This is a genomic window from Rhabdaerophilum sp. SD176, from assembly GCF_030143245.1.
GTDB lineage: Bacteria > Pseudomonadota > Alphaproteobacteria > Rhizobiales > Beijerinckiaceae > Rhabdaerophilum.
The window spans coordinates 44,872-66,244 of record NZ_JARJNS010000003.1; the positions used below are offsets into that span (position 1 = coordinate 44,872).

The 21,373-nt window shown below is 62.2% G+C and carries 21 protein-coding genes and 1 tRNA gene; 11 read left to right on the top strand and 11 right to left on the bottom strand.

Features of this window, described 5'->3' with window-relative positions; genetic code table 11:
* Window positions 1-119: 119 nt before the first annotated feature.
* Window positions 120-1,163 (top strand): AAA family ATPase, encoded by a 1,044-nt coding sequence (locus tag P0652_RS07005; protein ID WP_284178078.1) that lies wholly within the window; start codon window positions 120-122, stop codon window positions 1,161-1,163.
* 359 nt (window positions 1,164-1,522) lie between these two features.
* Entirely contained in the window at window positions 1,523-3,376 is a 1,854-nt protein-coding gene (locus P0652_RS07010) for a hypothetical protein (RefSeq protein WP_284178079.1), read from the top strand.
* Between the two features lie 15 nt (window positions 3,377-3,391).
* On the opposite strand, the gene P0652_RS07015 is transcribed toward P0652_RS07010, so the two are convergent.
* The 3 genes from P0652_RS07015 to P0652_RS07025 form a co-directional block, all read right to left on the bottom strand.
* Window positions 3,392-4,237, bottom strand: coding sequence for a hypothetical protein (locus P0652_RS07015; RefSeq protein WP_284178080.1), 846 nt, complete (start codon window positions 4,235-4,237; stop codon window positions 3,392-3,394).
* On the bottom strand, window positions 4,234-5,040 hold the full coding sequence (locus P0652_RS07020) for a nucleotide-binding protein (RefSeq protein WP_284178081.1): 807 nt from the start codon (window positions 5,038-5,040) through the stop codon (window positions 4,234-4,236). Before P0652_RS07020 ends, P0652_RS07015 begins: the two co-directional genes overlap by 4 nt.
* 175 nt (window positions 5,041-5,215) lie before the next feature.
* Window positions 5,216-5,665 carry a hypothetical protein gene (locus P0652_RS07025; protein WP_284178082.1) on the bottom strand — a complete coding sequence of 150 codons (450 nt, stop codon included), beginning with the start codon at window positions 5,663-5,665 and terminating at the stop codon, window positions 5,216-5,218.
* A gap of 378 nt (window positions 5,666-6,043) precedes the next feature.
* Between P0652_RS07025 and P0652_RS07030 the strand changes: the two genes are divergently transcribed.
* Window positions 6,044-7,702, top strand: a complete 1,659-nt coding sequence (locus P0652_RS07030) for a recombinase family protein (protein ID WP_284178083.1) — start codon at window positions 6,044-6,046, stop codon at window positions 7,700-7,702.
* Here the strand turns inward: P0652_RS07030 and P0652_RS07035 are convergent.
* The 3 genes from P0652_RS07035 to P0652_RS07045 form a co-directional block, all read right to left on the bottom strand.
* Window positions 7,673-7,749, bottom strand: a tRNA-Arg gene (locus tag P0652_RS07035). The genes P0652_RS07030 and P0652_RS07035 overlap by 30 nt on opposite strands.
* Before the next feature lie 61 nt (window positions 7,750-7,810).
* Complete coding sequence (locus tag P0652_RS07040; protein ID WP_284178084.1) at window positions 7,811-9,250, bottom strand: sensor histidine kinase; 1,440 nt, start codon at window positions 9,248-9,250, stop codon at window positions 7,811-7,813.
* A 73-nt stretch (window positions 9,251-9,323) separates the two neighbouring features.
* Window positions 9,324-10,499, bottom strand: coding sequence for a hypothetical protein (locus P0652_RS07045; protein ID WP_284178085.1), 1,176 nt, complete (start codon window positions 10,497-10,499; stop codon window positions 9,324-9,326).
* Window positions 10,500-10,710: 211 nt separating this feature from the next.
* On the opposite strand from P0652_RS07045, the gene rpmH reads away from it, so the two are divergent.
* The 7 genes from rpmH (at window position 10,711) to argB (ending at window position 15,878) form a co-directional block, all read left to right on the top strand.
* Window positions 10,711-10,845 carry a 50S ribosomal protein L34 gene (gene rpmH / locus P0652_RS07050; protein ID WP_160084676.1) on the top strand — a complete coding sequence of 45 codons (135 nt, stop codon included), beginning with the start codon at window positions 10,711-10,713 and terminating at the stop codon, window positions 10,843-10,845.
* A gap of 109 nt (window positions 10,846-10,954) precedes the next feature.
* Window positions 10,955-11,305, top strand: coding sequence for a ribonuclease P protein component (gene rnpA / locus P0652_RS07055; protein ID WP_284178086.1), 351 nt, complete (start codon window positions 10,955-10,957; stop codon window positions 11,303-11,305).
* A 115-nt stretch (window positions 11,306-11,420) separates the two neighbouring features.
* Entirely contained in the window at window positions 11,421-13,202 is a 1,782-nt protein-coding gene (gene yidC / locus P0652_RS07060; RefSeq protein WP_284178087.1) for a membrane protein insertase YidC, read from the top strand.
* A 24-nt stretch (window positions 13,203-13,226) separates the two neighbouring features.
* On the top strand, window positions 13,227-13,874 hold the full coding sequence (locus P0652_RS07065; RefSeq protein WP_284178088.1) for a CatB-related O-acetyltransferase: 648 nt from the start codon (window positions 13,227-13,229) through the stop codon (window positions 13,872-13,874).
* Window positions 13,871-14,545 (top strand): ribosome biogenesis GTP-binding protein YihA/YsxC, encoded by a 675-nt coding sequence (gene yihA / locus P0652_RS07070; RefSeq protein WP_284178089.1) that lies wholly within the window; start codon window positions 13,871-13,873, stop codon window positions 14,543-14,545. Before P0652_RS07065 ends, yihA begins: the two co-directional genes overlap by 4 nt.
* On the top strand, window positions 14,542-14,904 hold the full coding sequence (locus P0652_RS07075) for a DUF423 domain-containing protein (RefSeq protein WP_284178090.1): 363 nt from the start codon (window positions 14,542-14,544) through the stop codon (window positions 14,902-14,904). Before yihA ends, P0652_RS07075 begins: the two co-directional genes overlap by 4 nt.
* A 77-nt stretch (window positions 14,905-14,981) precedes the next feature.
* Complete coding sequence (gene argB / locus P0652_RS07080) at window positions 14,982-15,878, top strand: acetylglutamate kinase (protein WP_284178091.1); 897 nt, start codon at window positions 14,982-14,984, stop codon at window positions 15,876-15,878.
* Here the strand turns inward: argB and truA are convergent.
* From truA to def, 3 genes are read right to left on the bottom strand one after another with little or no spacing between them, the layout of a single operon-like run.
* Window positions 15,868-16,632 carry a tRNA pseudouridine(38-40) synthase TruA gene (truA, locus tag P0652_RS07085; protein WP_284178092.1) on the bottom strand — a complete coding sequence of 255 codons (765 nt, stop codon included), beginning with the start codon at window positions 16,630-16,632 and terminating at the stop codon, window positions 15,868-15,870. The two genes, argB and truA, sit on opposite strands and share 11 nt — an antisense overlap.
* A 1-nt stretch (window position 16,633) precedes the next feature.
* A complete protein-coding gene (gene fmt / locus P0652_RS07090) occupies window positions 16,634-17,584 on the bottom strand; it encodes a methionyl-tRNA formyltransferase (protein WP_284178093.1) in 951 nt (316 codons plus the stop codon).
* Window positions 17,581-18,102, bottom strand: a complete 522-nt coding sequence (def, locus tag P0652_RS07095; RefSeq protein ID WP_284178094.1) for a peptide deformylase — start codon at window positions 18,100-18,102, stop codon at window positions 17,581-17,583. The genes fmt and def overlap by 4 nt, the downstream gene beginning before the upstream one ends.
* 94 nt (window positions 18,103-18,196) lie before the next feature.
* Between def and P0652_RS07100 the strand changes: the two genes are divergently transcribed.
* Window positions 18,197-19,381 carry a DNA recombination protein RmuC gene (locus tag P0652_RS07100; RefSeq protein WP_284178095.1) on the top strand — a complete coding sequence of 395 codons (1,185 nt, stop codon included), beginning with the start codon at window positions 18,197-18,199 and terminating at the stop codon, window positions 19,379-19,381.
* 30 nt (window positions 19,382-19,411) lie between these two features.
* Here P0652_RS07100 and dapE read toward each other — a convergent pair whose 3' ends face one another.
* Window positions 19,412-20,578 carry a succinyl-diaminopimelate desuccinylase gene (dapE, locus tag P0652_RS07105; protein WP_284178096.1) on the bottom strand — a complete coding sequence of 389 codons (1,167 nt, stop codon included), beginning with the start codon at window positions 20,576-20,578 and terminating at the stop codon, window positions 19,412-19,414.
* 3 nt (window positions 20,579-20,581) lie between these two features.
* Window positions 20,582-21,331: a proteasome-type protease gene (locus P0652_RS07110; RefSeq protein WP_284178097.1), complete on the bottom strand. Its 750-nt coding sequence runs from the start codon at window positions 21,329-21,331 to the stop codon at window positions 20,582-20,584.
* Between the last annotated feature and the right edge of the window lie 42 nt (window positions 21,332-21,373).

Here is a 21,373-nt window from a genome sequence, read left to right on the forward strand (position 1 = left end):
GCCGCGAGGCCCTCGAAAACCGGGCCTCGCGCAAACGCGAGGTCCGGTTCCCCGCCGCCAGCGAGGGGACACCATCCGGGACGGGCACGGAACTCAGGGATATCTGGACGATCCCTGCCGTGATCGGCGAACAGAGATCGATCACGGTTGAGGGTGTGAAGGGATGGTACCTCAAGGTGTTCGATCCGGCAGAAGCTGTCCGCATCTATACCGACCGCCATGGCGAGGCCCCGGAGGCCTTGGGCTCGTTTACCCTTGGTGGCGGGCAAGCGGGCGATCCCATGTTGCGCGCGATGGCCCATGACCGGCAATGCGGCTGGCGGCGCTTGCCGGTGGCAACGGATGAAACAATCACCGCGCTCGAGGCGCTCGGCCCGGTCATGCCCAACTTTAAAGAACCCCTTGAGGCCATTCATCTCGCCTCTCGCGCGTCCCTCGCGACCGGCCTGCCCTGGCAAGTCCCTGCCATGATCCTCAATGGCTCGCCAGGAACAGGCAAAACGCGTTTTTCCAAGGCCGTTTCTGCGATCCTCGGGACGAGCGTGACAGAAATCCCGATGTCCCAGATGAACGGCGCGGGACCGCTCACCGGGACTGACCAGTCATGGAAACATCCCCGTGTTGGGAAGGTCGCCCAGGCGCTCGTCTCGGGCGAGACGGCCTCGCCATGCATCCTCCTGGATGAGCTGGAAAAGACATTCTCTTATGCCGGCGATGCGCCTTTGGACGTGCTGCACCAGCTATGGGAACCGGAAAATGCCCGCCGCTTTACGGATGAATGTCTGGGCTGCCAATTTGCGGCTCACCGCGTGATCTGGATGGCAACGAGCAATGAGACGCAGGACATCCGTGAAAGCCTCCTTGATCGGGCGCTGGTCTACACAATTGCCGCACCGGATCGAACCCAGATGGAAGCGGTCATCCGCGCGATCTATGCCGAGCTCGCGATGGAATGGCAGGGATGGTTCACCCCGGACATCGACCCTGCGGTCATTACCCGCGTTGCGGCGAGCTCGCCGCGGCAGATCAAGGCGGCTTTAAGGGCTGCGATGATCCGCGCCGCCGCCGATGGGCGAAAGGGTCTTGAAATTGGCGATTGCCCCTATCCGCGCAAGGACAGCGCGCGCTGGTCCCAAGTTGGCTTCATCCGGCACTGGTCGTAGCACGCAGAAATGGGCAACTCGGGCTACCCCAGATCATGCGCGGCAAAGGCCAAAAGCGGGACAGGCAACACCCCGATGCCCGAATCGGAGTTGTCCTCCTTCTCAGTTGTTAACCATGGAATCGCGTTTGTCGGTCGGTTCACTCGATAAAAATGTTGCAGAATTACAACAATTTGGGTTATTCGTACAGGAAGTGCAGTGATCATTCCAGAATTCGTAGATTTATATATTTCAACTCTGTTATAAATCTACGGGAGTGATTGGCTAAAATTCAAAGTAAATCGTTGTCTTGCTTTGATGTGCCGTCATGACCACGCTCCTGATCCGACCAGTTACGGTCGCGCGAAGGAGCTTCTGTCATGTCCGCATTTGATCCCAAATCTCAAGCCGCAAATCAGCACTATGACGACATTGATCGTCATCACTGGAGCGATCACTTTTATCAGCTGGCCAAGTATGCCGCCGCACGCTACCCCCTACATCCGAAGGTTACGCACGGCGAGTTGCGCTCCTTAAACTACCATCACCTTCTCAATGTCGGCGACCTGGCGCTCACGATCGCGGCGCGGCGAGCCAGGACAGCAAAGTTTGGCTCTGGGCCTGCTGAGGACTTTCTTGCAAGGGTAATTCTGCCCGATCATCGGTTTGATGATGCGGTCAATCCACCCGAAATGCATGAGTGTTGGCTTGATAGCCCGATCCTCGTAGTCGATCTCGGACCCTGTGAAGAGCAAAGGCTTGCCCCGGATTCCTTTGCTCTCCACGCAAACCTAGATTACGCTGAGTTTCTTCAGCCTGTCGCCTATAACATCGATCTCTCACAGGCGGTCGTGATCGATGGTTACCAACGGTTGCGACAAGCGGAGCGCAGGGCACGCGAAAGCGGCAAACCCGCGATGATGAGCTACATCAGCATCAGCATGTGGGAGACCAGGCGATATATCCCGACACTCGCGATGGGCGAACGTCGGAAGCAAACAGCCGAGCAGATGAGGAGCCTGTTTGTTAAGGATGATGCAAACCCTCCAACCGGCACTTTGCATCGCTACCTGCCGGCGGCCCGCCAGCATGCCCAAAGGGCGCCCGGCTTACGGTTTGACAATCAGAACCGCCAGAAGCTCGTGATCGGTGCTATTCACGCGCCGATCTCGCAAGGGCGTCCCAAGCCCGATGCTGTTCTCTCAAGGCTCTTCCTGGAACTGCGGCTGGAGTTTCGACGGGCATGTGTCCTTCGCAATCAGCTAAAAGAGGCATGGCTCAAGTCGGGGAGGCCAGCGCTCCCAAGCCCCACCATGGGGCTTATAAATATCGGAGAAGGTCAGTCGTTCGCGCCAATCTTGTATGATCGAATTACAGATCCTGTGATTTTACCAATTGAAGGGGCGGCTCTGAAAGATGTCCGGCTGGTATCCAAGAAAGATCTCAAAGACAGAACCAAAATCGATCGTCGGCATTACGTCGAAAAGATCGGCGTGATGTCGTGCGACGCCTTCCTCGATCAGATCACCAGCAAAACTTATGTCGAGGGTGGTTTTCAGGATAACGAAGATTTTGAGGAAACGTGCAAGACGATTTTCCAGATGGCGACCCAGGAAGCCGGCATCGCCGGTGGAGTGGGCCTCCTCGAAAAATCGATCCAGACGGCAATCAGCCTGTTCAAGATCTATTTCCGGGTCAAGTGTATCTGCTATCCTGCAGCGCGGGAAATCCTCGCTTTGAAGCAATCTGAAGCGTCCTTCGCCAATAAAAACAGCCAAGCATCCAAAGACTACGAAAGGGCTTTCACGCGACTTGTCACAGGCGTCGTCGGCTCAATTACAGATATCCATGTGAAAGACGTCTTCGCCCATTCCGCAACGATTGGCTACAATCTCTGCGACTTTTACCCCAAACACTCAGTCGTCGCCGATATTGTCGAAGCGCTTGTCGATGTCCTTGCTCAGGCGAAGGACAAAAGTGGCCAAGCCTCGAAAACGCGCCGGGCTTACGCGTCAGCAGTAACCTTCGCCTGTTACGGTGTCAGCCACTACGTTGAGCAACCAGATAGGTTTCTCGCGTGGTGCGATTTCGCTCACCAAGCCCAGCTTCATGGCGTTTCCTTCGACAAGGCGACCGAAATCTATGGGAAAACCTATCGGGACATGTTTCCGCCTGAATTCACGAGGAACGGGCTAAGATTGTCCGAAGAGCAGATCATGGGCAGCGTAATGTAGCTATCACCGATGGGCTCATCTTTTCCCTTCAAGCTTGCGCTGACACGTCACGAACGCGTCAGCGCAGGCTCGGCGACCACCATTCGCTGAGACTTGTGACTGGATGTATCTGCGGATTGCGACGCGATCATTCTCGGATTCCACGCGCCGAAGTTCGAGTTCGCGCTTTTCTTTTTCCAACGCTGCGACCGCTTTGATCAAGTTGCCTTCAACGCGCGCTTTTTCGAGAGCCGCCCGCATTGCCTGCTCCAGTTCCGGGATCTTCCCGGTGCGATGGAGATCCATCAAATCCACGCTGAATCGGGTCAAGATTTCGGCGTACGGCATCCAGTCGATACGAGATTGCGCGTGAAGGATAATGTTGGCCATGACGTGAGGACGATCCTTCTGGGAAACCTTCTCCATCGCGGTGAGAAAATGTTGCAGCAAGCGACCGCGGTTCTCAAGGACAGCCGGGTCGCCGTTAAACTCTGTCATCCGCGCGAGATCCTTGAGCCAAGGTCGAGGAGTGGCGGGCTGGAGAACGAACCCGAGTTGGCGAATCGTTTCTGCGAGTCCTTTGATCTCGGTCTCGGTAATCTCCTGCCCGGGAGGATTCATCGGCCCAAGAGTTTGTCGCGCCAACTCGAGAAGGGCCACATCACCTCGTGGAACGAGCACCCTGTCAGTGCTATACTGCCAACCGAAAACACCAACGGCTCCTACAATCATGGCAGGACAGCTCCAAATAATCCGGCGGAGCAACCTCCTGAACCAGCCATCGAGGCGATCCGGGTCCCGGATGCGCTCATAGGGCGGGACGACCGCGCGCAATTGGCGCGCGGTCTCCCCAAATCGTGTCAGATCTCGGGCTTTGCTCATAGCGGGCGTCCCAGAGCCTCGATGAGGCCGGCGCGCACGCGTATCACGTGCTCATCGAGCCATTCATTGCAGTGCAGCACCATCGGGCGTGTGAAGACCTTACGCGCCACCGCCTCGTTCTCGCCGGCCTTACCGAAATTTCGATCCGCAACGTCGACGATGGACAGGCCGAACCCCACCATGTTGTCCGCGACCACCGTGCCGATACTGCGGACCTCGATCTCCACCGCGCCGGCAGCCAGGGCAGCCTCCCGGTAGGGCGAATCCATCCAGCCCTGATAGTCCTTTAAGGTTCGCCCGCCCCAGAGCCCGAGGGAATAGATCAGGCTGATGCCGGTTCCCTCGAGCAGATTCGCGCATTCCGCCGCATTGCTCAAAACAAAATGCGACGTCGTCAGAGGGCGAACGACAACGAGATGGCCGCCGATCTGCCGAAGGCGCTGGGCAAGCTTCGTTAGATGAGGCATCAGGAACGCCTCGTCGCGTGCGCCCGCATCGAGAACGATGTGATCCGCCTCGCCATCTGCGATAAGGGCCACACCCTCAAGAAGGCCACCAAGCATCGTCTCGTCACGGGTTGAGATCGGATCGCCGGATGTAAGCCCAACGGAGTACATCGTCGAATTGGTCGTGTCGGTTTCGAGCACAGCAACACGAGACCCATCGGCAGAAAGGGCGTGATGAAAAGTCATGCTGGTGAAGGATTTTCCCACACCGCCTTTTCCCTCAACGACGACAATGTAGATATGCGCCGAGATCACATTGTGATCGGTGCGTTGCAAGAGAGAATTCACCTTACTCATGGTTTTATTCCTTTTGGATTTTTGCATTTGCTTCGCCCTCACGATCCTGAGCTTGATTGGACGCGTGATCCCGGGCTGCTCGCTATGCCTCCTGTCGGATACTTCGTGGATGTCATTGGCTCAGGTCGCCGGTGGTCCTGGCACGGCGGAAGCAGCGAAGCGCGATTGATCACTTTCATGAGTTATTCCCTTTCGTCCTGGTCTCATGCGCAATGAAGAGGTTGGGCTTGATTGCCCGCGCGATCCCGGGTTGCTCGGTGTGGTTGTCCGGGATCGGCGGAACGGCATCCTTGGAACGGGCAGGCGGCTCTCGCGCCCGCTGGCGCAATGCGGGTTGGTTTGCAGCCTTGATGGGCTGTTTGGGCGCCTGTTCGAATTTCAGGCCTGAGTGCGGCGGCTTTGGCTCTATCGGCACGTGCCGGGACAGGAGCGAGGCAAAGGTGACAAGCTTGATCGGCCGGCCAAGCATCTGCGCGACCAGAGGCAAGATGTCCTCTGCACGCTCGCCGGCTATCCGCCGCGCGCGCAAATCGTCTGCGTGCGACACGATGAAGGCGGTCAGGCTTTGATCGACCTGACGGCGGATCGGCGCGGTGCGAAGCAGGTTTGCCGGTTCTTCGTCCATAGTGGGTCCTCGTGGCTTGATTTCCACGACGACAACACGGGCCTCTGCGTCCCGCTACACGATCCGACTAATTAGGGGTTTGGAGGTTCTCGATTTCTGGTCCGGTGCCGTCGATCACCATCGACAGGACCGCAAACTCAGTGCCCAAACGTTCGCGACAGACCGCGCATAACACCAAGAACGGCTCTTGCGCCGGCCTTGCTGGTCGTGTTGCGCCTGTTCCTGACGACTTGACTATAGCGGTGATGCCCGAGCTTGCCAAGGAAGTCGCGCCCACGGAACTGGTTGCTGTTGAGCATCTCCTCGGGCCCGCGCTGCTCGACTTGCTCACGCACCGCGATCGAGATTCAATAGCTGCTCAAAGATACGAGACAAGAGATGCCGAAACCTGACCAAACTCGATCCAGCACTTTGAACCCAGCCATCCGCGCGTGCCTTTACCTGCGTGTATCGACGCAGCGCCAGGCCGAGCACGATGCCTCCATCCCCTCGCAGCGCGATGCCTGCCGGCAATACTGCGAAGCGCAGGGTTGGACGATCGTGTCCGAGTATGTCGATGCGGGGCATTCAGCGACAACTGACGACCGGCCCGAATTCCAAGCCATGGTGTCCGCGGCCAAGAGTTCAGAGCATCCATTCGACATCATTCTGGTGCACAGCTTCTCGCGCTTCTTCCGCGATGAGACACTCTTTGAGATCACGCGCCGCGACCTCGACAAGAAGGGCGTCCGGATCGTCAGTGTCAGCCAGCCCCTTGGTGACGACGAGGCGGCTGATCTTTCTCGTAAGGTGATCAATCTGTTCGACGGATATTTCTCGGCCCAGAATTCTGCAAACGTCCGCCGCACAATGCGGCAGAACGCAATCGCGGGCTTCTGGAATGGAGCGACGCCACCCCTTGGTTATAAGGTCGTCGATGCCGAGAAACGCGGGCAAAAAGTCAAGAAGCGTGTCGCACTCGAACCGACGGAAGCTGAGCTCGTTCGGTTGATTTACAGGCTCTATCGCGAAGGAGACGGAACATCTGGCCCCCTCGGTGTGAACGGCATCACGCGCTGGCTCAATGATCGCGGCTACCGCACCCGGAAAGGGGCCCTGTTCGGGGTCGGGCCAACCCACAAGATCCTGACGGCCCGCTACTACATGACCGGCCAATGGCCTCACGGTGTCGATCGTTCAAACACCCGGCTAACCCGGCCCGCAGACAAACCCGTCGACATTCCCGTCCCAAAGATCATCGACGAAGAGACATTCGAGGCGGTTCAACGTACCCTTGCCGAGCGCAACCCCAAGGTCACTGCGCCGCGCGAGGTGAATGGACCAAGCCTTCTTATCGGTCTCGCCAAATGCGGGCTTTGCGGGGCATCCATGACCCGCACCGGCACGACGCGAGGCAAGCGGCGCTACAGCTATTATTCCTGCGCGGGCTGCCACACAAAGGGGAAGTCAGCTTGCACCGGGCAGCATATCCGCACCGAGCTTCTCGACACTGCCGTGATGAAGGCCATCCGAGACCATGTGCTTAATCCGGTTCGCCTCGAGGCGTTGCTGCAAGGCCTGATCAATCGCCACCGGCAAAACCAGGCCAATGTCGATCGACGACTCCAGGACCTGAAGGCGGCATTCGAGGATGCGCGTTCAAAGCTTTCACGTCTCTACAAGCTGGTTGAAGATGGCGATATCGCTATTGATGACGAGCTGAAGACACGCATCGCCAATGCAAAGGCGGAAAAGGAAAAGGCCGAGGCGGCCTATAACTATGTTCGCCGGCAGGCTATGCCAGAGAGTGAGATTGGCCCAGATCTGCTGGATCGTTTCGGGCGGCTGATGTCAGAGAAGCTCGAAAACGCGGATACGAACCTTCGGCGCAATCACATCGCAACGCTGATCGATGCCGTCATAGTGCAGGGCAAAAAGATCCAGATTCAGGGCCGAAGGCAACAGCTCGACGTTGCCGTCAGAAGCCACGCTTCTGGCCGTGGATTTGTTCCCGGTTTTGTACGGAAATGGCGCGCCCGAAAGGATTCGAACCTCTGACCCCCAGATTCGTAGTCTGGTGCTCTATCCAGCTGAGCTACGGGCGCTTGACCTCCGCGTCGGGAGGAGGCGGTCTGATAGCGGGTTGCGGCACAAAGGGCAACCCCCTTAGGGAAGGCTGCCGGAAAAATTCCCGGAACGTCGCGGCAGGTTGGTCCCGGGCAGCGTGATTTCGAAAACGGCGCCTTTCGGGCCCTGATCCTGAGAATTTTCAAGGAGTCGGATCGTGCCGCCCATCCCCCGGATGAGTTCATGCGCGATGGCGAGGCCCAACCCGGTGCTGCCGGGCCGTGCCGACCCCGTGAAGGCCTTGAACAGCCGTTCCCGGATCGAATCCGGCACGCCGGGTCCGTTATCGATAATCGCGATCCGGGTCATATCGGAATCGTGCCGCGCGACGATCCGGATCTCGCGGCGATGGTCCGGCAGCGGGGCCATCGCTTCCAGGGCCGCGCGCGCATTGCGGAGCAGGTTGGTCAGGACGCGGGCGAGGTGGTCCGGATCCGCCATCACTTGCAATCCGGGCGGGATCTCGGCGTGGAGAGCCGGTTCGGTCTCAGGCGAAAGCATCAGCAACTCGCCCAGTTCTTCCACCAGCATGGCGAGATCCACGGGGGCGAGGTCAGCGGGCTTCTCGCTGGCCTTCCCGTAGGCGAGGGTCGACTGACAGAACGTAATTGCGCGATCGAGCGCGCCCATGAGCTTCGGAACAAAGCGCTGCACATTCGGGTCCGGCAAGGTGCTGATCCGGTCCGCCATCAGTTGCGCAGAGGCCAGCATGTTCCGGAGGTCATGATTGATCTTGGCGACCGCGAGACCGAGATTGGCGAGATGCTCGCGCTGGCGCAACTCCTGCTGCAGGCTCCTCTGCATATCCGCCAGGCTGCTTTCCAGCTCGCCGAGTTCGTCCGAACGGCGCGTCGGCCGGAGGATCGACCGGGCATCCTCCGGATGGCTCTGGAAGGCCTTCATGGTCGCGGCCAGCCTTTTCACCGGCCGGACGATAAGGCCGTTCAGCGACACGAAGACCAGCACTGCAGTGATGACCGAGATGATCAGCGACAGGCCGAGAATGCCCCACGAAAACCGGAGCATGGCGTGGCGAAGCGGCAACTCGTTGATAACGATCTCGACGAAATCGCCCCCCCGGGGCGGCGGGCCGACCACCCGGATGGTACGGCTGTGGCCGAACAGCAGGATGTCGAAGGCATTGCCGATATCCCGCAGCACGGAACGCCGCCGGAGGTCGATCTCGAAATCGACCATCGGCGGCATGTCCGACACCGCCAGAAGCCGCCGGGCATTGTCGACCCGGAGTGCGATCATCGAGGTTTCCATGCCGGCCAGCAACTCCTCGATGACAGGACGCGGCAGGGTATCGGGCGGGCTCTTCTCGAGGATCAGCGCCGCAGCGCGGGCCTGAGCCAGCCGCTCGCTCAGCCAGTTGTTCCGGAAATTGGCCACCGATGGCACGTAGATCAGGACTTCTGCGATCAACACGAACAGGACGGTCAGGAACAGGAGGCGCGCCGAAAGCCCCGTCCGCATGCGTTTTCCCGCAGCGGCAGGCATCTTGGCAGGATTTCGCGTATCCGTCGCCGAATCGAGCATATTCGGGACTTTAACCGAAAACGCGGCGCAACCGCATCAGGCGCTTCGCGGCCGGACTCTTCACGAGATCGGCGAGCGGTTGCCGCGCGACCTGCGCCAGAAGATCATCGTCGCCGGCAGGGCTGAACCCGAAGGCGGCAAGCGCGGTCACCGGATCGCCCTGCTGGGCGAGCAGAAGCAGCGGCGTGACCAGTTCGGAAGCGTGATGGCCGAACGCTGCCGCCCCGACCACGCGGGATCTCCGGTCTGTTACAACTGTCAGGGCGGCCTTTGCCGCGGGATTGGCCGAAGCGCGCGTCGCCCGCAGGATCCGGTAACGGTTGCGTTCCGCTTCGGGGAGGCGATCCGGTGTCAGGCCGAATTCGGCGAGGCCTGGCCGTGTCGGAACATGGCGCAGGTCGAAGCGGGCTTCCGTTCGGTCTCGCTTGCCAAAAAGCGCCTGCCCGAGCACGAGCCCGGTTTGGTTCCGGGCCGGCGGCATGCCGTCTTGATCGGCGATCGCCTCTCCGACGAGAAAGACACGCGAACGGCCGAGGCGCAGGCCGCGATCCGGGACGAGGGCTCCGCCGGTGGCTTTCCCGACATCCAATCCCTCCAGCCTCGCCTTGCGTGGCAGGCAGTTCACGACGGGGCCGATTTCCGTCGCGGGCAGGCTATGTCCGCCCTCGAACCGGATCCGTTCCGGGCCCTCTGCCGTTTCGAGCACACGACCGCATTCATCGAGAATGACGATGCCGCGCCGTTCCAGATCGAGCCGCAGCCATGCCACGGAATCACGATGGAACCGGCCGAGAAAGGGGCCCGGACAGGCCAGCACGACGCGGCTTCCGGCATCGCTTGCGGCGAGTGCTGCGGTGCAGGCTTCGCAATCATCGCCCAGAACCAGTGTCACCGGCCCGGTGCCAGCTTGCAGACCGGGATCAGGCCGGGTGGCGCCATTGGCTAGAACGATCCATCTCGGCGCCCAGCGATGATCTCCGACCGTGACATGCCGGCCGTCGACCAGGCGCGCCGACCCGTCGATGATCGTTGCGCCGACAGCAGCGAGGCGGGCCCGGTACGCGGGTTCCGGCGGCCGATCCTGCCCGATCAGCACGATTGTCGCGCCGAGCCCGGCCGCTGAAAACGCAATTTCGAAGCCGACAGGATCGCAGCCAATGACGAGAAGATCAGGCTTCACGGACATTCAGGGATCCTTGCACAAGCTCGCGGCAGGAGAAATGGCATCGCGCCGTCATGCCGCAAGGGGAGGTTCTTGGCAAACCGGTGCGAACAGGCGTTGACTTTTACGAGCGATTGATGTTTGTGCGCGATCTCAATTCTATTCGGAGCAGTCCAAGGCGCCGGCTTGGTGGCCTGTCTTTGGTGTTCCGCTCACGAGCCAGTAGAGATCGACAATGAAGCGCACCTATCAGCCGAGCAAGCTCGTTCGTAAGCGCCGCCACGGTTTCCGTGCGCGCATGGCCACCAAGGGTGGCCAGAAGGTCATTGCGGCCCGTCGCAATCGTGGCCGCAAGCGCCTCTCCGCCTGACAATCCGGCATCCGCGCCGTCTGCGGCGTGCGATTTTCCGGTGGGATCGATCGAGAATGAACAGGGGTGCGCAGTCCGCAAGGGCGCGCCCCCTTTCCGTTTCGAAAGCTTGAAAAAGCGCTCGGATTTCAAGGCAGCCTCGGCCGGTTTCCGGTTTTCGACGCCCGGCTTTACCCTGCTGCGCAAGCCGGGCGCCGCGGATGACGGCGTTGTCCGCTACGGACTGACCGTGACGCGCAAGGTCGGCAATGCCGTTATCCGCAACAGGATCCGCCGGCGGCTGCGCGCGGCCATCCGCGCGCTGGCGCAGCGCCATGAAGGACCGGCGATGGATATCGTGGTCCTTGCCCGCGCCTCGCTGCTGACGCTGCCCTTCTCGTCCATCGAGGCTGATCTCGCGCGGGCCGTCGCGGCGCTCGGTGCCCGGCCCGCGGCAGGCCCGACGCGGAAACCGTCGTGATTCTTGGCCCTGCCGCAAGGCAGCGCTTGGCAATATGCCTTGCTTCGGCATAGAAGGCGGCAGCGAATTCATGAGGGTTCCCGGCAGGGAGCCCGCAAGCAGGCAAGGCAGGGCGATGCAGTCCGAAGACAACAGGAACCTCCTACTGGCGATTGTGCTGTCGGTCGGGGTGATGGTCGGGTGGAACTATTTCTACGGGGCCCCCAAGATCGACCAGCAGCGCCAGGCCGCCCAGCAGACGCAAGCGGCCCAGCCGCCGGCCGGGCAGGCGCCGTCCTCGACGGTCCTGCCTTCCGGCGCACCGGCCGCCACCGCGCCGGCCGCCCAGCCTCCGGCAGTTTCCGTGGCGGCGCCCGTGACGCGCGAAGCGGCTCTGGCACGGTCGCCGCGCGTCCGCATCGAAACGCCCTCGCTCACCGGCTCGATCGCCGTGATCGGCGCGCGGATCGACGATCTCAGCCTCGTCCGCTATCGCGAGACGGTTGATCCGAAGAGCCCGAACATCGTCCTTTATGTGCCGGATGGTGCGAAGGACGCCTATTTCGCCGATTTTGGCTGGCTCGGTGGACAGAACCTCCCGAACGAGAACACGCAATGGCAGCCCTCGGGCGACGTGCTCAAGCCGGGCACGCCCCTGACATTGACGTATGATAACGGGCAGGGCCTCGTCTTCACCCGGCGTATCGAGGTCGATGACAAGTATCTGTTCACGGTCACCGATTCGGTGCGGAACAATGGCGCCGCGCCGGTCGCCCTCCAGAATTATGGCCGCGTGACGCGCAAGGGCACGCCGACCGTTCTGGGCTTCTACATTCTCCATGAAGGGCTGATCGGCTACGTCGCCGACAAGTTGCAGGAAGTCAGCTTTGACTCGATCCGCAAGGACAAGTCGAAGACCTTTGCGCGCAGCGAGGGCGGCTGGCTGGGCCTGACCGAGAAATACTGGGCCTCGGCCCTGATCCCGGACCAGAAGAAGCCGTTCTCGGCCGCTTTCGGCTCGAATGGCAATGATCCGGTCTATGAATCCGCGGCGATCACGGAAGTGCAGCAGGTCGCGCCGGGCGCGAGCATCGACAGCACGATCCGGCTTTTCGCCGGCGCGAAGGAAGTCAATGCCATCAACGGGTATGGCGATGCCTTCGGCGTCAAGAATTTCGACCTGATGATCGACTGGGGCTGGTTCTACTTCATCACCAAGCCGATGTTCTGGGTGATGGACAAGGTCTTCCATCTGATCGGGAATTTCGGCGTCACGATCCTCATCGTCACCGTCCTGATCAAGCTGCTCTTCTTCCCGCTGGCCAACAAGTCCTACGAATCCATGGCCAAGATGAAGGCCGTGCAGCCTGAAATGCTCGCCATCCGTGATCGCTTTGCCGATGACAAGATGAAGCAGCAGCAGGCGATGATGGAGCTGTACAAGAAGGAGAAGATCAACCCGATGGCCGGCTGTCTGCCGGTCCTGATCCAGATCCCGGTCTTCTTCGCGCTCTACAAGGTGCTCTTCGTCACCATCGAAATGCGGCACGCGCCCTTTTTCGGCTGGATCAAGGATCTCTCGGCGCAGGATCCGACCAACCTGTTCAACCTGTTCGGCCTGCTGCCCTTCACGCCGCCGTCTATGCTCCATCTCGGCGTCTGGCCGATCATCATGGGCATCACGATGTGGGTCCAGATGAAGATGAACCCGGAGCCGACAGATCCCATCCAGAAGACCATGTTCGCCTGGATGCCGGTGATCTTCACCTTCATGCTCGGCTCGTTCCCGGCTGGTCTCGTGATCTACTGGGCCTGGAACAACATCCTCTCGGTCGCCCAGCAATATCTGATCATGAAGAAGCTGGGCACCAAGATCGAGCTCTGGGACAATCTCAAGGGCACGTTCCGGCGGGGGTGACCCCGCCGGCTCCGGGAGGCTGGCATGCGCATTCCCGACCCGCTCGTACGCAACCCGGTCCAGGGCTGGCACGGCACGGCCTATCTCAGGGCCATCGTCAACCATCCGAGGATTGAGGTCGGCGATTTCAGCTATTACGACGACTCGCGGGGCCCCGAGCATTTTGTTGCGCGCTGCGTGCGGTACCATTTCGACTTCGTCGGCGACAGGCTGGTCATTGGCAGGTTCGTCGCCATCGCGCAGGGGGCGCAGTTCATCATGAACGGCGCGAACCACCCGATGGGCGGCTATTCCACCTTTCCCTTCGGCACATTCGGCTTCGTGCCCGGCGAGCCACCGGGGGCGGAGGGGGATCCTCCGCGCGGCGATACGATCATCGGCAATGATGTCTGGATCGGTCGGGAGGCGGTGATCATGCCGGGGGTAAAGGTCGGCGACGGTGCCATCATTGGCGCCCATGCCGTGGTTACCCGGGATGTCGCGCCCTACGCGATTGTCGTCGGTAACCCTGCACGGGAGACCCGGCGCCGTTTCGACAGCGCGACCATCGATGCCCTTCTGGACATTCGCTGGTGGGACTGGCCGGTGGAACAGATCATGCGGCATGTCGCGGCGATCCGGGGAACGGATCTCGAGACGCTCCGCGCTGCCGCGAGGGAGATCGCATCATGAGCATGGACCCGGCCGATGAGCCGGACTTCACCGAAGCGGGCCGCCGTCTTTTCGCACGCGAATGCGAGTTCTACTGGGCTGCGGCCAAGAAGGACGGCCTGCCGCCGCCGCGCGGGCTCGAGATCGCGTTTGCCGGGCGTTCGAATGTCGGCAAGTCCTCTCTGATCAACGCCCTGACCGGCCGCAATGGCCTCGCGCGCACCTCGAACACGCCCGGCCGGACGCAGGAACTCAATTTCTTCGACATTGCCGGCGCCTTCTCGATCGTCGACATGCCCGGCTATGGCTATGCCGCGGTCGGCAAGGAAAAGGTCTCGGCCTGGACCGGGTTGATCCATCACTATCTCCGCGGCCGTGTCGAACTGGCCCGCGTCCTGCTGCTGATCGATGCCCGGCATGGCCTCAAGGACACGGATGATCCCGTGCTCGAGACACTGAGCAAGGCGGCAGTTTCCTTCCAGCTCATCCTGACCAAGGCCGATGCGCTCTCGGCCCGTGAGGCCGAGCAGCGCGTCGCCGCGATCCGGGAGATCCTGCGGAAGAAGGCGGCGGCGCATCCCGAGATCATCCTGACCTCCAGCAAGACCGGCATGGGCATCGAGACGCTTCGGGCGAGCCTCGCCCGCCTCCTGCATGACCGGCACCAGCTTCCCGGATGGGCACTGGAATGAGGCCGCGTCTCGCGCTCGCTCTGGCCGGGCTCAGCGGGGCGCTGGGGGTTGTACTGTCGGCCATGAGCACCCATTATCCAGGCGGCTTCTCGCTTGGCATAGCCGGCACATTCCTGCTGATCCATGCTGCCGCCTTCCTTGCGCTTGGCGCCCTGGCCGGGAACAGCCCCGCCGCCGGAGCACCGATTTCAGCCATTGGCTTGGGCTGGGCGCTGGGGCTCGCGCTGTTCTGCGGCGATCTCGCTGCCCGCGTTTTCCTGGGGACGCGTCTCTTCCCCGGCGCGGCGCCGGCCGGCGGTATCCTCCTCATCCTGGCCTGGGCCGGCCTCGGATTGGTTGCGCTGCTGCCGCGCCGCTGATTTTTTGTCGCCGGACGGTTGAGCCGACCCGCGGCATTGCCTAAGAAGGCGCCGGTGCCTGCGCGGAGATCCTCGTCATGTCTGAAAAAGTCCTGCCCGATGTCCATGTCCGCGCCGAGGTGATCAGCCAGGCGCTGCCCTATATGCAGCGCTATGATCAGGAAGTCGTGGTCATCAAATATGGCGGGCACGCCATGGGTGACCGCGCGGCAGCAGAGGATTTCGCCGAGGATGTCGTCCTGCTCGAATTGCAGGGCGTCAAGCCGATCGTGGTCCATGGCGGCGGCCCGCAGATCGGCCGGATGCTCGACAAGCTCGGCATCCAGAGCGAGTTCCAGGGGGGCCTCCGCGTCACCGACCGGGCCACGGTCGAGGTTGTGGAGATGGTTCTCGCCGGCTCCATCAACAAGCAGATCGTTGGCTGGATCGCGGCCGAGGGCGGCAAGGCGATCGGCCTCTGCGGCAAGGACGGCAAGATGGTCACGGCGCGCAAGCTGACGCGCACGGTCCGCGACCCGGATTCGCTGATCGAGCGCGAGCTGGATCTCGGCTTTGTCGGCGATCCCCACAAGGTGGATCGTTCGGTCCTCGATGCCGTGCTGAAAGCCGAGCTGATCCCGGTCCTCGCGCCTGTCGCCATCGGCGAGGATGCCGAGACCTACAATGTCAACGCCGACACCTTTGCCGGCGCGATTGCCGGCGCCATGCGGGCGAAGCGCCTGCTGCTCCTCACGGATGTTCCTGGCGTTCTGGACAAGGACAAGAAGCTCATCCCGCAGCTCACCGTCGATGAATGCCGCCGCCTGATCGCGGACGGCACCGTCACCGGTGGCATGATCCCCAAGATCGAGACCTGCATCTACGCGATCGAGCAGGGGGTCGAGGGCGTTGTCATCCTCGATGGCAAGGTGCCGCATGCCGTCCTGCTCGAATTGCTGACCGAGCATGGCGCCGGCACGCTGATCACAGGCTGAAAGCCTCGGCGGGATAGTCGACCGCCAGGAAATAGAGCCCGTCTGGCGGGGCGACCGGGCCGCATCTGGCCCTGTCCTGCGCATCAAGCGCTTCCCGCATGGCCCCGACCGGCCATGCACCATGGCCGACCCGGGCCAGCGAACCGACCATCGAGCGCACCTGATGATGCAGGAACGAGCGCGCGCTGGCCAGGACATGGATCTCCTCGCCCTGCGCAATCACGTCGAGCCGCTCGAGTGTCCGGACCGGGCTGTTCGCCTGGCAGGACGAGGCCCGGAATGTCGTGAAATCATGCTTGCCGAGAATGCCCTGCGCGGCCTCGTGCATCGCCGCCGCATCCAGCGGCCGCGCCACGTGCCAGACCCGCTGTCGATCCAGCGCCGAAGGCGCCCGGCGATTGAGAATCCGGTAGCGGTAATGCCGCCGGATCGCACTCAGCCGGGCATCGAAAGTCTCCGGCACTTCCGCAGCCTCGAGGACGGCGATGCTTTCGCCATTCTGGGTTAGATGGGCATTGAGCGCATCGCGCAGCGTATCCGGGCGCCAGGGCTTGGTCAGCGTGACATGCGCAACCTGCCCGAGCGCATGCACCCCGGCATCGGTGCGGCCCGCGCAGATGATGCGGACCGGCGGTTCCCCGAGCTTGCCGATCATGCGCTCGATCGCATCCTGGACGGTGCGGCCCCCGGCCTGGCTCTGCCAGCCATGATAGGGCGCGCCGAAATACTCGATCAGCAGCCGGAAGCGCGGCATATCACGCCGCCGGCCCGGCAATGGCCCGCAGCCCCGGCCCGACCGCCGCACCGCGCAGGAATTCGGTGGCGCTCATCATGCCCTTGCCGGCAGGTTGGACCTCAAGCAGCTGCACGGCCCCCTCGCCGCAGGCAAGGGTGAGTGCATCGTCAAGAATGGTTCCCGGCTCGCCCTTCCCGGTAACGGGCCGCGCGCGCCCGACCTTGATGCGCTTGGGGCCGGCACCCCAGTCGAGTTCGAGATAGGCGCCCGGGAAGGGAAAGAGCCCGCGGATCTGGTTATGCACGGTCTGGCTGCCGGCTGCGAAATCGATCCGGCATTCGGCCTTGCTGATCTTGTGGGCATAGGTCACGCCGGCTTCGGCCTGCGGCTGGAAACCCAGCGAGCCGCGCTCCAGCGCGGCCAGCGCACGGGCCATCAGGTCGGCGCCGATCACCCGCATCCGGTCATGCAACTGGCCGGTTGTCATGTCCGGACCGATAGTGATGCGTTCGACCATGGCGACCGGGCCGGTATCCAGCCCCTCATCCATCCGCATCACCATGACGCCGGTCTCGCGGTCACCGGCCATGATGGCCCGATGGATCGGCGCCGCGCCGCGCCAGCGTGGCAACAGCGATCCATGCAGGTTCAGGCAGCCGAGAGCGGGCGCATCGAGCACGGGCTTCGGCAGCAGCAGCCCATAGGCGACAACCACGGCCACATCGGCCTCATGCGCGGCAAACGCCGCCTGGGCCTCGGCATTTCGAAGCGATTTCGGTGTCAGGACCGGGATACCGAACCCGTTCGCACAGCGATGGACCGGGCTCTCGACAAGATCGAGGCCGCGTCGCCCGCCCGGAGCCGGCGCGCGCGTGTAGACGGCCACGACGTCATGGCCCTGTCCGATGATCTCGGTCAGGGTAGGCACCGCAAAATCCGGCGTGCCCATGAAGATGACGCGCAGGCTCACGCCTCCGGCTCCTTCAACTTGGCTTGCTTGGCGAATTTTCTGAGCACCCGGTCGCGCTTCAGCTTCGAGAGATAGTCGATGAAGAGCACGCCATTGAGATGATCCACCTCATGCTGGATGCAGGTGGCCAGCAATCCATCAGCCTCGAGGATTTTCGGCTTCAGATCGGCATCCTGATACTGTACGCGAATCCTGTCCGGGCGTTCCACCGTCTCGTAATATTCGGGGATCGAGAGGCAGCCTTCCTCCATCTCGCGCCGTTCCTCCGACGACCAGACGATTTCGGGGTTGATCAGCACCAATGGCTGGGCGGCTTCCTCCTTGCGCGCGAGATCGATCGTGATCACCCGGCGCGGCACGCCGATCTGGATCGCGGCAAGGCCGATGCCCGGCGCGTCATACATCGTCGCGAACATGTCATCGACGAGCAACCGCAATTCGCGGTCGGCCTCGGCAACCGGGTTCGAGATCAGGCGCAATTGCGCATCGGGAACAATGACAAGGGGTCGGACGGCCATGGATAACTCTCTTTGGCGTTCACATAGGCATTGACGGAAGCCCGGTCAACATGTTCATTTTTTGTTCCTGCAGAACGATTCCCCGGGGCCTTTCTTGGACGCCACGCTCTTCCTTCTGGGCAACCAGGCTGTAACGGTTTTCCACGCGCTCGCGGGGGCTGTGGGGATCGTGGTTTGCCTGCTGCTCGTGCAGGTCATTGGCGGGATGCGCCTCCGGCGTGAGCGGTTGATGGCCCTCGCGCGCGAGGAGGAGCGCCAGCGGGAACTGGATGACAAGGTCGAGTCGATCAACCGCCTGCAATCCGAGATGGCCGGCCGGATGCAGACCCTCGGGGAGATTCTCGGCACGAGGCAGGCGGATCTCGCCCGGCTGGTCAGCGAGCGGATGGATTCGGTCCGGCACAGCATGACCTCGAGCCTGACGGAAACCGCCCAGCGCAGCCAGGAATCGCTGGCGAAGCTCCAGGAACGGCTGGCGGTGATTGATGCCGCCCAGGCTGATCTCAAGGGATTGACCAGCGAGGTCCTGAGCCTGAAGGACGTGCTCCAGAACAAGCAGGCCCGCGGGGCCTATGGGCAGGGCAGGATGGAGGCGATCGTCCGGGATGCGCTGCCGGCCTCCGCCTATGCCTTCCAGCCGACCCTGTCGAACCGCTCCCGGCCCGATTGTACCATCCTTCTGCCCGGAGATGACCGGCCGCTTGTCATCGATGCCAAATTCCCGCTGGAGGCCTTTGTCCAGTTACGCGAGGCGCGGAGCGACGACCAGCGCGCGGCGGCCGAGAAGCAGGTCCGGACCGACCTCGGCACGCATCTGCGTGATATTGCCGGCAAATACCTGATCCCCGGCGAAACGCAGGATATCGCGATGCTTTTTGTGCCTTCGGAGGCAATCTACGCCGATCTCGGCGAGCATTTCGACGATGTGATCCAGAAGGCCCATCGCGCCCGGATCCTGATCGTCTCGCCCTCGCTGCTCATGATGGCGATCCAGGTCGCACAATCGATCGTCCGCGATGCTGCTGTGCGTGAGCAGGCCCGTGTCATCCAGTCGGAACTCGGCAAGCTGCTCGAGGATGTCCGGCGGCTGACCGAGCGCGCAGGCAAGCTGGAACAGCATTTCCGTCAGGCGCAGGAGGATGTGCAGGGCATCCTTGTCTCGTCCGAGAAGGTCAACCGCCGCGGCCAGCGGATCGAGAGCCTTGAATTCGAGCAGCCGAACCTGCCGGCATCCCCGCGCGAGGAAGGCAACGAGCCGCGCCTGCGGAATGTGATCTGAGCCGTTCCTGCAAGTCGGTAATTCGCGGGATCAGGAGCCGAGAAAGCGCGCGATCACACGACCATAGACGGCTGTCAGGCAGTCGATATCGGCGATTGAAGCGTTCTCGTTGACCTTGTGCATCGTCTTGCCAGCCACGCCGAACTCGACAACCGGGCAATAGGCCTGGATGAACCGGGCATCCGAGGTGCCGCCAGTCGTCGACAGGGCAGGGCGTCGCCCGGTCTCCGCCTCGATGGCGGCGATGACAAGATCCACGAAGGGGCCGGGCTCGGTGACAAAGGCTTCCGCATTCGTGGGAAGCAGGGTCAGTTCGTAGCGCGGCGCATCATTGACGCCGGCCAACCGGCGCCGCAATTCGGCCGCGAGGGTCTGGCTGGTCCAGAGATCATTGAAGCGGATGTTGAACTTCACGCCGGCTCGCGCCGGAATGACGTTCCGCGCCGGGTTGCCGCAATCCAGCGCCGTGAATTCAAGATTCGACGGCAGGAAATGCGGTGTGCCGTCATCCAGCGGTTCCTTCAGAGCCGCCATCAGCCGCATCAGCCCGTCGATCGGGTTCTGCGCAAGGTTCGGGTAGGCCACATGCCCTTGCACGCCATCCACGAAAAGATCGCCGGAAAGCGACCCTCTCCGGCCGATTTTGACCATGTCGCCCATGGCCTCGGGATTGGTCGGCTCGCCAAGGACACAGGCACTGAAGACCTCGCCACGCGCCTGCGCCCATTCGAGCAGCCGGACGGTGCCATCGACGGCATCGGCTTCCTCGTCTCCGGTGATCAGGAAGGCAATCGAGCCCTTAGCCGGAACGCCATGGGTATCGAGATGGTCGAGCACGGCAGCAATGGCCGCCGCGACACCGGATTTCATGTCGCTGGCGCCGCGCCCCCAGACCGCGCCTTCGGCGATCTCGCCCGAGAAGGGCGGCCGCGACCAGCCCGAAAGGTCGCCTGGTGGCACGACATCGGTATGGCCGGCAAAGACAAGGCAGGGCGCGCCGGAGCCAATCCGGGCATAGAGATTCTCGACGGCGTAATGCCCCTCGGTCTGGAAGATGGGGCGATGGATCTCGAAGCCGTAGGGTTTCAGCCAGCCCTCGATCAACCCGAGCGCGCCGCCTTCCTCCGGGGTGACCGATGCACAGCGGACCAGATCGGCGGTCATGGCAACCGCGCGGGACGGAACGGGAAGGTTCATGCGTCAGGGGCTCTTGTTCTTGCCGTAGGGCGGCGCGGGGATATCATTGTGGGCCTTGCGCAAAGCGGCGGACCAGCGCTCGCGGAGGTCGTGGTAATAGGGCTCACCGGCCTCGATCCGGTGTTCGACTTCCGGCACGATCGCGTCGCGGCGCATGACGAGGATGTCGATTGGCAGGCCGACGCCGAGATTCGATCGCATCGTCGAATCCATCGAGATCAGGCCCAGCTTGAGCGCGTCGTAGAGATCCGAGGAGTACGTCACGGCGCGGTCGAGGATCGGCTTGCCGTATTTATGTTCGCCGATCTGCAGGTAGGGCGTGTCCTGCGTCGCCTCGATGAAATTTCCGGCCTTGTAGAGCATGTACAGCCGCAGGCTGCGTCCTTCGATCTGGCCGGCCAGCAGCATCGAGATGTCCAGCGACGCGCCGATCTGCTCGATCGCGTTGCCGTCGATCCGGTAGACATGCCGGATCACCTCGCCGACAAATTGTGCCGCACGAAACATCGACGGCTGGTCGATCAGGCGCTCGATCCGGCCATCCTCGCGTTCGAGCCCTTCGCGCAGCATGGAAATGACGGATTGGGTGAATCCGAGATTGCCCGCCGTCGCCAGGGCGAAGAGCTTCTTGCCGGGGTCGCGGAAGATATGGAGCTTGCGGAACGTCGCGATGTTGTCGAGCCCGGCATTCGTGCGGGTATCGGCCATCATCACCAGGCCCTCGGCGGTCAGAATGCCGACGCAATATGTCATGAAGAAGCCCCCCGGACAGTTCCGTCCCGCCTCTGCCCTTAA

Excerpts from the sequence above, each read along its gene's own strand:
- argB (WP_284178091.1), top strand. The coding sequence starts at position 14,982 with ATGTCTGAAAAAGTCCTGCCCGATGTCCATGTCCGCGCCGAGGTGATC.
- dapE (WP_284178096.1), bottom strand. The coding sequence starts at position 20,578 with ATGAACCTTCCCGTTCCGTCCCGCGCGGTTGCCATGACCGCCGATCTG.
- truA (WP_284178092.1), bottom strand. The coding sequence starts at position 16,632 with ATGCCGCGCTTCCGGCTGCTGATCGAGTATTTCGGCGCGCCCTATCAT.
- P0652_RS07025 (WP_284178082.1), bottom strand. The coding sequence starts at position 5,665 with ATGGACGAAGAACCGGCAAACCTGCTTCGCACCGCGCCGATCCGCCGT.
- def (WP_284178094.1), bottom strand. The coding sequence starts at position 18,102 with ATGGCCGTCCGACCCCTTGTCATTGTTCCCGATGCGCAATTGCGCCTG.
- P0652_RS07075 (WP_284178090.1), top strand. The coding sequence starts at position 14,542 with ATGAGGCCGCGTCTCGCGCTCGCTCTGGCCGGGCTCAGCGGGGCGCTG.
- P0652_RS07065 (WP_284178088.1), top strand. The coding sequence starts at position 13,227 with ATGCGCATTCCCGACCCGCTCGTACGCAACCCGGTCCAGGGCTGGCAC.
- P0652_RS07045 (WP_284178085.1), bottom strand. The coding sequence starts at position 10,499 with ATGTCCGTGAAGCCTGATCTTCTCGTCATTGGCTGCGATCCTGTCGGC.
- P0652_RS07030 (WP_284178083.1), top strand. The coding sequence starts at position 6,044 with ATGCCGAAACCTGACCAAACTCGATCCAGCACTTTGAACCCAGCCATC.
- P0652_RS07110 (WP_284178097.1), bottom strand. The coding sequence starts at position 21,331 with ATGACATATTGCGTCGGCATTCTGACCGCCGAGGGCCTGGTGATGATG.
- yihA (WP_284178089.1), top strand. The coding sequence starts at position 13,871 with ATGAGCATGGACCCGGCCGATGAGCCGGACTTCACCGAAGCGGGCCGC.
- yidC (WP_284178087.1), top strand. The coding sequence starts at position 11,421 with ATGCAGTCCGAAGACAACAGGAACCTCCTACTGGCGATTGTGCTGTCG.
- P0652_RS07015 (WP_284178080.1), bottom strand. The coding sequence starts at position 4,237 with ATGAGCAAAGCCCGAGATCTGACACGATTTGGGGAGACCGCGCGCCAA.
- P0652_RS07010 (WP_284178079.1), top strand. The coding sequence starts at position 1,523 with ATGTCCGCATTTGATCCCAAATCTCAAGCCGCAAATCAGCACTATGAC.
- P0652_RS07040 (WP_284178084.1), bottom strand. The coding sequence starts at position 9,250 with ATGCGGACGGGGCTTTCGGCGCGCCTCCTGTTCCTGACCGTCCTGTTC.
- P0652_RS07020 (WP_284178081.1), bottom strand. The coding sequence starts at position 5,040 with ATGAGTAAGGTGAATTCTCTCTTGCAACGCACCGATCACAATGTGATC.
- rpmH (WP_160084676.1), top strand. The coding sequence starts at position 10,711 with ATGAAGCGCACCTATCAGCCGAGCAAGCTCGTTCGTAAGCGCCGCCAC.